13 protein-coding genes are annotated in these 14,146 nt (G+C 44.9%); 8 read left to right on the top strand and 5 right to left on the bottom strand.

Features of this window, described 5'->3' with window-relative positions:
• Positions 1-423: 423 nt before the first annotated feature.
• From ACUM5Y_RS07795 to ACUM5Y_RS07785, 3 genes are all read right to left on the bottom strand, one after another.
• Entirely contained in the window at positions 424-1,941 is a 1,518-nt protein-coding gene (locus ACUM5Y_RS07795) for a fumarate hydratase (RefSeq protein ID WP_445976297.1), read from the bottom strand.
• A 154-nt stretch (positions 1,942-2,095) separates the two neighbouring features.
• Complete coding sequence (locus ACUM5Y_RS07790) at positions 2,096-3,781, bottom strand: DUF2786 domain-containing protein (RefSeq protein WP_445976296.1); 1,686 nt, start codon at positions 3,779-3,781, stop codon at positions 2,096-2,098.
• A 66-nt stretch (positions 3,782-3,847) separates the two neighbouring features.
• Positions 3,848-4,282, bottom strand: coding sequence for an HIT domain-containing protein (locus ACUM5Y_RS07785; protein ID WP_445976295.1), 435 nt, complete (start codon positions 4,280-4,282; stop codon positions 3,848-3,850).
• An 84-nt stretch (positions 4,283-4,366) separates the two neighbouring features.
• Between ACUM5Y_RS07785 and ACUM5Y_RS07780 the strand changes: the two genes are divergently transcribed.
• From ACUM5Y_RS07780 to wrbA, 4 genes are all read left to right on the top strand, one after another.
• Positions 4,367-5,236: an SMP-30/gluconolactonase/LRE family protein gene (locus ACUM5Y_RS07780; RefSeq protein WP_445976294.1), complete on the top strand. Its 870-nt coding sequence runs from the start codon at positions 4,367-4,369 to the stop codon at positions 5,234-5,236.
• Positions 5,237-5,269: 33 nt separating this feature from the next.
• Complete coding sequence (locus ACUM5Y_RS07775; RefSeq protein ID WP_445976293.1) at positions 5,270-6,997, top strand: proline--tRNA ligase; 1,728 nt, start codon at positions 5,270-5,272, stop codon at positions 6,995-6,997.
• 70 nt (positions 6,998-7,067) lie between these two features.
• The gene (gene arsC, locus ACUM5Y_RS07770; protein ID WP_445976292.1) at positions 7,068-7,409 is read left to right on the top strand and encodes an arsenate reductase (glutaredoxin); all 342 of its coding nucleotides are present in this window, start codon (positions 7,068-7,070) and stop codon (positions 7,407-7,409) included.
• Positions 7,409-8,011, top strand: coding sequence for an NAD(P)H:quinone oxidoreductase (wrbA, locus tag ACUM5Y_RS07765; protein ID WP_445976291.1), 603 nt, complete (start codon positions 7,409-7,411; stop codon positions 8,009-8,011). The genes arsC and wrbA overlap by 1 nt, the downstream gene beginning before the upstream one ends.
• An 82-nt stretch (positions 8,012-8,093) precedes the next feature.
• Here the strand turns inward: wrbA and cysB are convergent, their stop codons facing one another.
• Positions 8,094-9,068 carry an HTH-type transcriptional regulator CysB gene (cysB, locus tag ACUM5Y_RS07760; RefSeq protein ID WP_445976290.1) on the bottom strand — a complete coding sequence of 325 codons (975 nt, stop codon included), beginning with the start codon at positions 9,066-9,068 and terminating at the stop codon, positions 8,094-8,096.
• A 107-nt stretch (positions 9,069-9,175) separates the two neighbouring features.
• Between cysB and ACUM5Y_RS07755 the strand changes: the two genes are divergently transcribed.
• Together ACUM5Y_RS07755 and ACUM5Y_RS07750 are read left to right on the top strand one after the other, a co-directional pair.
• A complete protein-coding gene (locus ACUM5Y_RS07755) occupies positions 9,176-9,937 on the top strand; it encodes a sulfite exporter TauE/SafE family protein (protein ID WP_445976289.1) in 762 nt (253 codons plus the stop codon).
• 87 nt (positions 9,938-10,024) lie between these two features.
• A complete protein-coding gene (locus tag ACUM5Y_RS07750) occupies positions 10,025-11,104 on the top strand; it encodes a 3-deoxy-7-phosphoheptulonate synthase (protein ID WP_445976288.1) in 1,080 nt (359 codons plus the stop codon).
• Between the two features lie 65 nt (positions 11,105-11,169).
• Here ACUM5Y_RS07750 and nfuA read toward each other — a convergent pair whose 3' ends face one another.
• Positions 11,170-11,751, bottom strand: a complete 582-nt coding sequence (gene nfuA, locus ACUM5Y_RS07745; RefSeq protein ID WP_445976287.1) for a Fe-S biogenesis protein NfuA — start codon at positions 11,749-11,751, stop codon at positions 11,170-11,172.
• Positions 11,752-12,000: 249 nt separating this feature from the next.
• Between nfuA and ACUM5Y_RS07740 the strand changes: the two genes are divergently transcribed.
• On the top strand, positions 12,001-13,662 hold the full coding sequence (locus ACUM5Y_RS07740; RefSeq protein ID WP_445976286.1) for a nitrite/sulfite reductase: 1,662 nt from the start codon (positions 12,001-12,003) through the stop codon (positions 13,660-13,662).
• Positions 13,646-14,122: a DUF934 domain-containing protein gene (locus ACUM5Y_RS07735; RefSeq protein ID WP_445976285.1), complete on the top strand. Its 477-nt coding sequence runs from the start codon at positions 13,646-13,648 to the stop codon at positions 14,120-14,122. Before ACUM5Y_RS07740 ends, ACUM5Y_RS07735 begins: the two co-directional genes overlap by 17 nt.
• Positions 14,123-14,146: the final 24 nt, after the last annotated feature.

Below are 14,146 nucleotides of genomic sequence, written 5' to 3'. Positions count from 1 at the left end.
ATGATCAAACTCTTCAGTTAAAAAAGTTTGCTTACTCAAGTATCGAAACACTAACAATTTACTTATAAAGCGAATTGACGTGTTTGACGTCTCGTAAGACTTCAATTTTTTTGATCAAACTACCAACAAAGCCAGTAAGTCGATCTTCTGAAGTCTCCAGCGAGCGCCCACACAAATTATCTGATTATCTATTTTAAAGAGCGTTGCCACGTCAGGTGCGTGGCTGAGGTCGTGTATAATACAGATATTTTATTTGTTCGCAACCACTATTATTAAAAAGACAAAAGAAAGTTACATATAGTGCTTTATCCCCACCAATTTTATGAAAAAAACCTGCTTTAATAGTGCTATCTAAGTCAAAAAAGCCGATAACACTGGTTCTGTGCTATCGGCTTTAATTAACGCGCAATTGGATTGTTCAGACTATTTAATTTCTAGCGCTTGCGCTTCAATTCTAGCTTTCCATTCAGCAGGGCCCGTAATATGCACTGAAGTACCCACAGAATCTACGGCTACTGTTACTGGCATATCGACGACTTCAAATTCATAGATAGCTTCCATTCCCAATTCTGGGAATGCAACGACTTCAGCCTTTTGAATTGCCTTGGACACTAGGTAAGCTGCGCCACCAACTGCCATCATGTAAACGGCACCGAACTTTTTAATCGCCTCGATTGCCACAGGGCCACGCTCAGCTTTACCAATCATGCCTAACAAGCCAGTGCTCTCAAGCATTTTATGAGTAAATTTATCCATGCGCGTAGAAGTTGTTGGTCCTGCAGGACCCACCGCCTCATCTTTCACAGGGTCTACTGGACCTACGTAGTAGATGAAGCGACCTTTAAGATCAACTGGAAGCTCTTCACCATTGGCCATCATTTCGACCATTTTCTTATGAGCTGCATCACGGCCCGTTAGCATTTTGCCATTCAGAAGAATGGTTTCACCCGGTTGCCATTCACGAACATCTTCCGGGGTTACTTCATCAAGATTAACACGACGAACACTCTCACCAACTTCCCAGGTGATTTCTGGCCAATCGTCAAGTGAAGGCGGCACAAGATCCGCAGGACCTGATCCATCCAATACAAAGTGAGCGTGACGTGTCGCTGCACAGTTTGGGATCATAGCAACAGGAAGAGACGCCGCGTGGGTTGGGTAGTCCATGATTTTGACATCTAATACCGTGGTTAAACCACCTAAACCTTGGGCACCGATACCTAGATTATTAACCGCTTCAAAGATGGCCAAACGCAATTCTTCAACTCGGTTTTGTGGGCCGCGCTCTTTAAGCTCATGAATATCGATAGGCTCCATTAAGGACTCCTTCGCCATCACCATAGCTTTTTCGGCAGTACCACCAATACCTATACCTAACATCCCTGGTGGACACCAGCCCGCGCCCATTGTGGGTACAGTTTTCTTAACCCACTCAACGATATCATCGGAAGGATTAAGCATGGCAAGCTTAGATTTGTTTTCTGAACCACCACCTTTAGCAGCCACATGCACTTCAACTGTATCACCAGGAACAACTTCCATGTGAATAACCGCAGGAGTATTGTCTTTGGTATTTTTACGAGCGCCAGCAGGATCTGCAAGAATAGAAGCACGAAGTACGTTATCCGGATGAGTATAGGCGCGACTCACACCTTCGTTAATCATCTCTTCAACGCTTTTTGAACTTTCCCACTGAACGTTCATGCCAATTTTAATAAACACGGTTACGATCCCCGTGTCTTGGCATATCGGCCGCTTGCCCTCGGCACACATTCTAGAGTTAATTAAGATTTGCGCCATAGAGTCCTTTGCCGCTGGACTCTCTTCTCTTTCATAGGCTTCGTGAACCGCATTCACAAAGTCTAGAGGGTGATAATAGGAGATAAATTGTAAGGCGTCCGCCACACTATCGATCAGATCACTTTCTTTAATTATGCTCATGCCTCTCTCCTGCTGAGTACTAGAATTAAATCGAAAGCGAAATGTTAAAAGAAGCGACTGCGCAAAGAAAGCTTTTCAGGCAATTAAAAGCAAACATACCGCCTATCATGCAAATGAATAGGCGGTATATTTAGTCAAAGCAATTCAAGAATAATCAGTTAGCCTGTTGGTTTAATTCCATCTCAGCAGGCTTTACGGAGAACTGAACATATTCCTCAAGAATTTTCGCGGTGAACTTTTCACGCTCAGACAGAACTGAAATTTGCTCCGCCTGCCAGTTGATCAGACGAATGAAGACTGAGTATTTACGGATGTGCTGATAACCAATATCGCGAACGTCAATGTTATTCACCGACATCAAATGCACAACCTGCTCCAGGCTTTTTTGCGTCTCAAACTGCCCACCCTCATTTGCCACTGCCAACAAAGCATGTATTTTTTGCAATGGATTTTCATGCTTGCGAGTTTGACGTTGCTTTAAGCTCGCCGATAGAAATTTCTCAAGCATATTTTCCGTATGCTCTTCTCGTTCATGCACATCAGTAATAGACGCAGATTCTCTTTCTAGTAGACGAATAAACAAACTCTTATTCTTAATGTCCGAAAACTCTAGATCTTTTAGGGAAAGACCATTTTCAGACATACTATTAATTACCGCTTGGAAGGATGCCTCAGCCCCCTCTTCACCATTCGCAGCCAAAGCAAGGTGATGACGCAACTCATGCATAATTTTAGCAGCTTGATAATCGGCCTTACGCTGCTCATATTGTTCTAGAGCCGTTTGCTGCTCCTTTAATGATTGCTGAACACACTCAAAACCTTCTACAGCTTCTTGCTCATCTTTCAACTTATCCATTCGGATACGGCTGCATTCTTTTTCCCACGCTTCATACGCAGCAGCACGAGCTTGAAAAGCGCGTTCAATGGCTTCTTCAAAACTTAGCTCTATACGAGCACGCTCAGAACGTTCAAGCACCTCTTCTTGCTCTTGCTCCGCTCTTTGCTGACGCTTGATTTGTAAGTTTTCTTTCGCCAAAGCCAATTGAGCATTTAAGTTATCAATTTGCGCTTGGACTTTGCTTTCATCAAAAGCTGCAAGCTTTTCTTCTATTTCCGACCAATAGGCGTCTTCTGAAAAAGGCACATCAGGATTACTGGCCGCATATTGATTCTTTAACGTTTGAGTGAAGTCAAAACCAGCTTGGCGGAAGGCTTGTGAAGCATCGATTACATTGTCAGCGGTAGCATTAATGGTAAGTTCCTCTTCCTGTGGCGCAAAACCATCCAGATCCGCTACTGACTGCTCTGCATTTGCAGACATCTCTTCAGTTGAGAAAGACTCCGCCTCGGCTTTTTCAGAGACGCTATCAGTGACAATATCTTCAGTGACAACATCTTCAGCAACAATCTCGTCAGTTACCATCTCTTCCATTGCAACCGCCTCAGAAAGGTCTGCGTCTAGGTTGCCTTCTTCAGAGGTTTGCAATTCAAGGTCGTCTAAAATTGTTTTTGCAGAAGCGTAAGCATTAGCACTGTCTACAGAGTTTCTTGATGCAGTTTTTTCACTAAAGCGGCGCTGATAAACAGAAGACTCAGGTTTCACTTTTGCCTCAGCTTTGGGAGTTTGCTTGAAAGCATTTTTACCCCAACTGACTTTGTACAACATAGAACGATCGCATAATTGCAACATCGGCAATTCCCGTTGGGAAATTGCGTACTGACCAATCAATGATTCGGCATGGCGTAATGCAACACCGGATTCACTGGAGTTGGTAGAAGTGGCCAAGTTAAGTAGTTTAACAACTTTTTGAATGGCTTTTTTTCTTCTGCTTATACTCATATTCATGCTTTCCAAGTTAGCGTATTCAACTGCATAAGATACTTTGTAAGAGCTTGAGCGTTTGCCTTAGCTCGGCTTAGCACTAGGCAATATCAGATCATCACCTAGTAATGAATGTACCTTTTGCAATATATTTGCCAACTCTTCCTCTGTATAAGAAATAGCCGGCAAACGCCCCCAAATAGGCCCTGGCCAGCAGGCATCCGTGGTATATCGGACCACATGATGCAAGTGCAATTGCGGCACTTGATTTCCGAGAGCGGCAACATTTAGCTTGTCAGCGGAAAAAGCATCGTGAAGCGTTTCCGCTAACAGGCAACTCTCTGCCATCAGCTGCTGCCTGTCTTCTTCACACAGCTGATAGATCTCGGTAATCTCATCTCGCTGAGGAACTAAAATAAACCAAACAAACTGGCAATCATTAATCAATCTCAGCTGACTCAACGGAAAGCTCCCCACTAAAATAGAGTCACGTTCCAACACGGCATTCAATTCAAACATATTTACATTCTCACTTTACAAAAATGGCATTCATAAGCACTATAGCACCCCTATAATCTAACTCTACAACGAACTGGAGCCAGCATGACTGATGTGCAATGTATCTTAGACGCACAAGCAAAACTCGCCGAATGTCCACGTTGGGATGAGCGCACGCAAACACTATACTTTGTTGATATCGACTCATTCAAACTTCACGCTTACAACACAGTAACAAAACAACTTGATAGCCGTGAATTTGATGAAGAAATCGGTTGTTTTTCACTCAGCCAAAATGGTGGATACATTGCCGCTTTCCGCAGTGGCGTTTACACATTCAATGACTTCCACGGCGAGCTGACACCTTATTGGTTAGCCGACTACGATCAAGTAAGCACACGCTTTAACGATGGCCGCTGCGATGCAAAAGGTCGCTTTATGGCCGGCACTATGTACGCGCCAAAAGATGCCTTTAAAGGCGCGCTTTACCAGTTCAGCCAAGGGCAAACAAAAATTCTGGATCAAGCAGCCTGGACGTCAAACGGCCTTGCCTTTTCCCCAGACAACAAAACCATGTATTATTCCGACACACCGAATCATGTGATTTATCAATTTGATTATGATCTAGAAACAGGTGCCGCCACTAACAAACGTGTCTTTGTACAATTCCCTCATGGCAATGGTCGCCCAGACGGTGGCGCAGTCGACACTTACGGCAATTATTGGAGTGCGTTATACCAAGGTCAACGTGTCGTAAAAATCAGCCCTGCTGGGGAAATACTGGAAGAACATAGCGTGCCCGCAACTTACCCTACCATGGTGGCGTTCGGTGGACCCGATATGAAAACTTTATTCGTCAGCACCTGTCGCTCAGCTCAAACAACGGAAGAACTAGAAACCTTCCCGCAAGCGGGCGGTATTTTTGCTTTAGACGTAAATGCACAAGGCCAGATCGAACCAAGATTCGCCGGCTAAACATCACTCATTATTAAAACAGACTTATTTATCATGCGCGCAAGCAACTATTTATACTCAACATTACGCAACTCCCCAACCGATGCTGTGGTCGCCAGCCACCAGCTAATGATACGAGCCGGTATGATTCGCCAAGTATCAAAAGGCCTGTACACATGGCTACCGACTGGCCTAAGAGTATTGCGTAAAGTGGAAAACATCGTCCGTGACGAAATGGAAAAAGCAGGCTCTTTAGAAGTGAGTATGCCAGTGGTTCAACCAGCAGAATTGTGGCAAGAGTCTGGCCGTTGGCAAAAATATGGCGCAGAATTACTGCGTATTAAAGACCGTCATGATCGCGATTTCTGCCTTGGCCCTACTCACGAAGAAGTGATCACAGACATCGCACGTAACGAAGTCACCAGCTACAAACAGCTGCCACTGAATTTCTTTCAAATTCAGACAAAATTCCGTGACGAAGTTCGCCCACGCTTTGGGGTAATGCGCTCTCGTGAGTTCAGCATGAAAGACGCTTACTCATTCCATATTAACCAAGACTCTTTGCAGCAGACTTATGATGTGATGCATCAAGCATACTGCAATGTGTTTGATCGCATTGGCCTTGATTTCCGCCCAGTGCTGGCAGATACCGGCAGTATAGGTGGCGCTCACTCACACGAATTTCATGTATTAGCGGACTCAGGTGAAGATGACATTGCGTTTAGTGATTCATCAGACTTTGCGGCCAACATTGAATTGGCTGAAGCCATCTGCCTAAAAGAGGCAGCAGACCCAGCGACCCAAGACGTGGCCGAAGTATTCACGCCAGACTGCAAGACCATTACTAAAGTGGCTGAGTTTTTAAAGCTTGATGTCACCAGCACCGTTAAAACCATGCTAGTGAAAGGCCAATCAGAAGACGGTCAAGGGACGATTGTTGCCTTAGTATTACGAGGCGATCATTCCATCAATGAAATTAAGGTCGAAAAACTGGCCGGTATTGTTGAACCTTTTGAATTTGCCAGCGAGCAAGACATCATCGACCAAATCGGTTGCCAACCTGGCTCTATCGGGCCACAAGGCTTAGCAGAAAAAGGCATCCGTATTGTGGTTGATAGAAGTGCTGCGGTTATGTCGGATTTTTGCGCTGGAGCTAACAAAGATGACTACCACCTTACCGGCTTAAACTGGTCGAGAGATTGTGCTGAATTTGAAGTTGCTGATATTCGCAACGTAGTTGAAGGCGACCCTTCTCCAGATGGTAAAGGCACAATTGTCATTAAACGTGGCATTGAAGTAGGTCACATTTTCCAACTGGGTCAACAGTACGCTGAGGCCTTGAAAGCCACTGTGCTTGATGAAAATGGCAAAGCGCAAGTGATGGAAATGGGCTGTTACGGCATTGGGGTATCCCGTGTAGTGGCCGCTGCTATTGAGCAAAACTTCGATGACAAAGGCATTATCTGGCCTGCCAGTATCGCGCCTTTTGATGTCGCCATCATCGCCATGAACTACGATAAGTCTGAAGCCGTTCGCAATGAGTGTGAGCGACTTTACCAAGAGCTTAGCGCACAAGGTCTGGATGTCATTCTTGACGATCGTAAAGAGCGCCCAGGGGTGAAATTTGCAGATTGCGAACTGATTGGTATTCCTCACCGCCTAGTGGTGGGTGATAAAGGCCTTGATAAAGGTCAACTTGAATACAAATCTCGCACTGCAGGCGAAAACCAAGACGTTCCAATGGCAGAAGCCGTTGACTTTATCTTAGCCAACCGCGGCTAGCTTTGACTGCTTAGGGGGCGAGCTACTCTCCCCCTAAGTACCATTCTAGACATACCAAAGAGAGCAAAAGATGACTGTTATTTTTCACAACCCTCGCTGTTCCAAATCCCGTCAAACGTTACAACTACTGTCCGACCAAAGCATTACCGCTGAGGTACGCTTGTATTTAAAAGAGCCACCAAGTACCGAAGAAATTCACACCCTGCTAGACCAGCTGGCTATCCAGCCGATTGAACTAATGCGCACTAAGGAAGCCTTATACAAAGAACTAGGCTTAAATAAAGACAGCAGTGATGAAGAGCGCATTAGTGCCATGGCAAACAACCCTAGCCTAATTGAGCGCCCAATCGTTATACATGAAGGCAAAGCTAAAATCGGACGCCCACCTGAAGCCGTACTGGAACTTTTCTAATGCAAACAAACCCATACATTCTCATACTCTTTTACAGCAAACACGGCTCAATTGCGGAAATGGCCAAATATATTGCCCGCGGTGTTAATAAAGTAAGCGGCATAGAAGCCAAAGTTCGCCAAGTGCCGGACGTTGCTGACACGACCACAGTAGCCAGCCCAGCCATTCCTGATGAAGGCGCACCCTACTGTACACTTGAAGAACTAGCAGAATGTTCGGGCTTAGCACTGGGCTCACCCTCTTATTTTGGTAGCATGGCGGCACCGCTAAAGCATTTCATTGACCAAACTTCCACTCTCTGGTTAACAGGTCGCCTAATAGACAAACCCGCTTGCGGCTTTACCAGCGCCAGCACTATGCACGGCGGTCAAGAACAATGCCTTCACAGCATGATGACACCAATTCTGCATCATGGCATGGTGTGGGCAGGCCTGCCGTATCGCAATAAAGAACTTATTCAAACGACTACTGGCGGTACACCCTATGGCGCCAGCCACCTGGCCAGCAGCCAAAGTGAAAGCAACTTGAGTGAAGACGAAAAGAATCTATGCGAAGCGCAAGGGCAACGCATTGCACAACTGGCTTTAAGCCTACAAAACTAATATCTGAATCCGACATTAGAAGCAAAAAACCACATCCTAGGCTGTGGTTTTTAATAAAAGATATTCAAAGGTGCTTGCCGATTTAATGTCGTGGTAACTCAATACCTTCAAACAGTAGTTCCACATCTTGTCGATTACCCGCTTCCATTGCCGCCATAACTCTATCTTTGGTTAAGTGTGGCGCAAAAGATTCCAAGAATTTGTACATATAGCCGCGAATAAAAGTATTACTGCGGATCCCTATCTTAGTACAGCTGTCTTCAAATAAATGAGAGGCATCTAAAGCAATCAGGTCACTGTCTTGCGCTTCATCATAGGCCATAGAAGCCACGATACCGACCCCTAACCCTAAACGCACATAGGTTTTAATGACATCCGAATCCGCTGCGGTAAAGACAACATTAGGCTCCAACTCAGCCTCTTGGAAAGCCAAATCCAATTGTGAGCGACCAGTAAAACCAAACACATAAGTAACAATCGGGTACTCTGCTAACGCTTCCAATGTCAAAGGAGACACCTTGGCCAAAGGGTGATCTTTCGGCACCACCACAGAACGGTTCCATTTATAACAAGGCAACATCACCAGGTTGCCGAACATTTCCAGCGCTTCGGTGGCAATCGCAAAATCTACCACCCCATCGTTGGCCATTTCAGCAATCTGCATAGGTGTCCCTTGGTGCATATGTAAGGCCACATCTGGGTAGTCAGCAATGTATTCATTAATGACTTTAGGCAACGCATAGCGTGCCTGAGTATGGGTAGTCGCGATATCCAAAGAACCTTTACGCTCATCACTAAATTCTTTCGCGACTCGTTTAATATTGTGGGTTTGATTTAATATCTCACCCGCCAACTCAATAATTTTTTCACCTGCTGGCGTAATGTGGGTGAGATGCTTGCCACTGCGTGCAAAGACTTCAACTCCCAATTCATCTTCTAGCAAACGTATCTGTTTACTGACCCCAGGCTGAGAGGTATATAAGCTTTGTGCGGTAGCCGATACGTTCAAATCGTGTCGCGCCACTTCCCATATATATCTAAGTTGCTGTAACTTCATCGGCTACCTTATTCGAAAAAGAGTTAAAAACAGAAGAAAATATTACTTTATAGAATAGAGAAAAACATCTAGTGTTGCCAGCTAAAATCATTTAAAGATGGGTTGCAATGGATTTTCTTTGGTATATTTTCGCAGGTGCTGCAGTGGGTTTAGCTGTTGGCATCACAGGGGTTGGCGGTGGCTCACTGATGACACCTCTACTTTTATTGTTTGGTTTCCCGCCTCACATAGCGATTGGCACAGACTTAATGTATGCCGGTATAGCGAAAAGCACCGGTGTTTTCATGCACGCCAAGCGCGGCAATGTGAATTGGAAAGTTGTCGGCGCCATGGCCGCTGGCAGTATACCTGCCTCCCTATTAACAGTCTGGGCTTTATCGCGGTTTGAGAAGCCCGACCATTATCAGGAAATACTTACCGCAACACTGGGCCTCATGCTGCTCATTACCGCTGTGGTGATTTTATTTCGAAAACGCCTAACCAACCATTTCAATATCAATCTTTCCGAGCAAAAAAGCAGCCGTGTCATTTTCTTTTGTGGCATCGTTTTAGGTGCTTTGGTTACCATGACCTCGGTTGGCGCAGGGGCCCTTGGCACCGCCATCATGATGATTTTATTTCCTGTTATGCGCGCAAAAAACATTGTCGGAACCGATCTTGCCCACGCAGTACCTTTAACACTGGTGGCAGGCTTTGGTCACTTGCTACTGGGTAATGTGGATTACTATCTTTTAGCTGGCTTGTTAATCGGCTCAATACCAACCATTTATTTGGGCACCCGCATCGCAAGCTTTGTCCCAAATCATGTTTTACAGCCAATTCTCGCCACAGCCTTGATGAGTTTTGGCATAAAATATCTTTTCTTCTAAGAAATCAGCCAAAAGCGGTTCATAAGCATCGTAAAACGCGATATTGTGTGCCGCATACACAACAAACAAAAAGCAGGACCCCCAGTAATGAGCAACACTAATTTAGAGGACTTAAACATTGCCTCCTTCTCAAGCTTGGTAACACCAACGGAACTTAAGTCAGAGTTACCGGTTACTGATGCGATTAGTCAACACGTGTCTGAATCTCGTGAGACCATCAAAAACATCATGGACGGTAAAGACCACCGTCTTGCCATTGTTATTGGCCCATGCTCTATTCATGACACCCAAGCAGCGATTGATTATGCTAAACGCCTAAAAGTACTTGCTGATAAGCTGGATGATTCTCTATTTATTATTATGCGCGCCTATTTCGAAAAACCACGCACCACAGTGGGTTGGAAAGGCCTAATCAATGACCCAAACCTTGACGGCACTTTTGATATCAATAAAGGCTTACGTATTGGTCGTAAACTACTTATTGATCTTGCTGAATTGGGCTTGCCATTAGCTACCGAAGCACTAGACCCTATCTCACCGCAATACATGCAAGATTTGATCAGCTGGTCTGCTATCGGCGCTCGCACTACAGAGTCACAGACTCACCGCGAAATGGCTTCTGGTCTATCTGGTCCTGTTGGTTTCAAAAATGGCACCGATGGCTCAATGGCCGTTGCTGTTAATGCTATGCAATCCGTTTCTCACCCACACTCTTTCCTTGGCATCAACGAAAGCGGTCAGGTAAGCGTTGTTAATACCAAAGGGAATGCCTACGGCCACCTAGTATTACGCGGTGGTAACGGTTTGCCAAACTACGATGCAGCGAACGTTGCCCTAAGTGAAGAAGCATTGACGGCCGCTAAGTTGACCCACAACATCATGATTGATTGTTCTCATGAGAACTCCAATAAAAAACCTGAGCGCCAAATCAGTGTGGCTGAAGATGCTACGCAACAGATTCTAGATGGCAATAACTCTATTATGGGTCTGATGATCGAAAGTAATATTGGCTGGGGTAACCAGAAAGTTCCTGCCAATACGGCCGATCTTGAATACGGCGTTTCTATTACCGATGCATGTATTGATTGGGAATCAACTGAAAAGACTTTGACCGATATGGCCAATGCCTTGCGCACTAGCCTGCCTAATCGTCAACGAGGCGCCTAAGCGTTTCTAAGACATAAAAAAGGCGACCTAAGGTCGCCTTTTTCGTATTTAAGCACTTGGCCTAATTACATGAATGCATTATCTGTAACACTGTGATCGGTTGAATCTTTAACGGCCTTTAGACCGGCTACTTTTTCGATAAGAGTTTTCTCAACCCCTTCTTTGAGCGTCAAATCTACGGCACTACAACCTTGGCAACCACCGCCAAATTTAAGCACGGCCGTATCGCCATCAATCACTTCGATCAAACTTACTTCACCACCGTGTGCCGCTAAGCCTGGGTTGATGTCAGAGTACAAAACATAGTTGATTTGATCTTCAATCGGACTATCTGCCGTCACTTTTGGCATTTTTGCATTAGGCGCTTTAATGGTCAGCTGACCACCCATTTTTTCCGTCGCATAATCCACAAACGCTTCGTCTAAGAAGTTTACAGAGTTTTTCTCGATGTAAACTTTCAGTTTTGGCAAGTTTAAAATTTCATCTGTTTCGTTTACTTCATCAGGACGACAATAAGCTAAACAGGTTTCGGCATAAGGTGTGCCAGGCTGCTGGATAAAAATACGTACAGCAATTCCTTCTACGCCCTGCTTTTCAAGCAAAGAAGCAAGATACTCTTGGGCACCATCAGTAATCGTAATGTTCATAACCACCCTATTAAATTCTTCTAAAACAACGAATGAGGCTATCTTACCGCAGATGTTAGACAAAGCCAAAGACCAAGTAAAAAACTAAGGTATTTTTACTCATTTCATCCTTAACTCACAATGGCATACAATGGTCAATATGGCTTATTAGTAAAACACCTAAAGATATAGATAAATATTCATTTTTAGAATATAGGATTTTTGCTAAGATACGCCCACTTATATAATCTAAACACGGTTTATTCCTCTATGTATCAATACGACGCAATTGACCAACAGCTTGTTGAAGAGCGTGTAGCACAGTTCCGAGATCAAACTCGTCGCTACCTAAACGAAGAACTTAGCGAAGAGCAGTTTCTTCCTTTACGCTTACAAAATGGACTCTATGTACAACGTTATGCGCCAATGCTTCGCATCGCTATCCCTTACGGCATGCTTTCTAGCGATCAATTGCGTGTATTAGCTGACATCAGTAATCGCTACGACAAAGGCTATGGCCACTTTAGTACGCGCCAAAACCTACAATTGAACTGGCCTAAACTTGAAGATGTGCCGGACATTTTGGCTGAGCTTGCAAAAGTACAAATGCACGCAGTACAAACAAGTGGTAACTGTATCCGTAACACGACGACAGACCAATACGCTGGTGTTATCTCTGATGAAGTGGTTGACCCACGCCCATACTGTGAATTGATTCGTCAGTGGTCTACTTTCCACCCAGAATTTGCCTTCTTACCGCGTAAATTCAAAATTGCGGTAAATGCTACTGAATCTGCTGACCGTGCAGCGACTCAGGTACACGACATTGGCCTACACATTAAGAAAAATGATGCGGGCGAAGTTGGCTTTAAAGTCATTGTTGGTGGTGGTCTAGGCCGCACACCTATGGTTGGCGTCACCATTACGGAATTTTTACCACGTGAAGACATCTTAACTTACCTAGATGCCATCATCCGTGTTTACAACCAACATGGCCGTCGTGACAACAAATATAAAGCTCGCATCAAGATCCTAGTAAAAGCATTAGGCATTGAAGAGTTCCGTTCACGCGTAGAAGCCGAATGGGCACATTTGCGAGGCAAAGAAAGCACTGTACCAATGAGCGAGTTCAATCGCTTACAGGGCTTCTTCACTGAACCTTCTTACCTTGAGTTAGCCGATAAGCCAAATAGCCTTGCTAGTAAACTTGCGGATAGCGCAGGTTTTGCACGTTGGTATGAGCGCAACACATTTGAGCACAAGAAAGCAGGCTACCGCATTGTCACTTTGACATTGAAAAAACCTGGCCAGGCACCTGGTGATGCGACTGCCGAGCAAATGCATAAAGCCGCAGATTTAGCGGATCAGTTTAGCTTTGGCGAGCTACGCGTTAGTCACGAGCAAAACCTCGTGTTGGCCGATGTTCGTCAAGATCAATTGGTTGAACTCTGGGAAGCTGCAAAAATTGCCGGCTTTGCAACTCCGACGCTAGGCCTGCTTACAGACATGATCTGTTGCCCAGGTGGTGACTTCTGTGCCCTAGCGAATGCGAAGTCCATTCCCATTGCGGCACAGATTCAAGATACTTTTGACAATCTAGATTACCTTTACGACATTGGTGAGATAGACCTTAATATCTCTGGCTGTATGAATGCTTGTGGTCATCACCATGTGGGTAACCTAGGCATTCTTGGAGTAGATAAAAAAGGCCAAGAGTTCTACCAAATTTCTATTGGTGGTGCTTCGGGCCATGATGCAAGCATTGGTAAGATTCTTGGGCCATCTTTCGCTCAAGAAGAAATCAGCGGTGTCATTCAGAAGCTAATGAATGTTTACGTTGAAACTCGCCACGAAGACGAGCGTTTCATCGACACTTATCGCCGTGTAGGCATCACTCCATTTAAAGAGGCCGCTTATGCCAAAACTAATTAATAACGGTGCCATTGTAGAAAACACTTTCCAATGGCTTCAAGACGCTGAACAAACAGCCGATGCAAACAGCATTGTTCCTGCACAACATTGGTTGGCAAATCAAGATACCATTGGCCCTGTGGCAGGTATCTGGCTAGAAGCAGGTGACGGCACAGAGATTTTGGCAGACACTGACCTTAGCCAATTTTCAGTGATAGGCATTAACTTCCCAGCGTTTATGGATGGCCGCGGCTTTAGTTATGCCCGCCTACTACGTGAAAGATTCAACTATGAAGGTGAAGTCCGCGCCCTAGGCAACTTCATTCCAGACCAGCTAGGTTATCTATTACGTGTTGGCTTTAGCAGCTTCCAATTCAATGAAGATGTAAACCTTGAAAAAGCCTTGGAATTGCACAAGCCCTTTTCCATTGCTTACCAAGGGGATGTTGCAGAACCCAAACCCATCTTTCTACGCCGCTAGAAACGACTGTTTTTTGTAAAATCC

The sequence above is a fragment of the Marinomonas dokdonensis genome, from assembly GCF_052747885.1.
The sequence above is the reverse complement of the archived record's forward strand: the minus strand, read 5'-3'. Positions and strand labels throughout refer to the sequence as shown.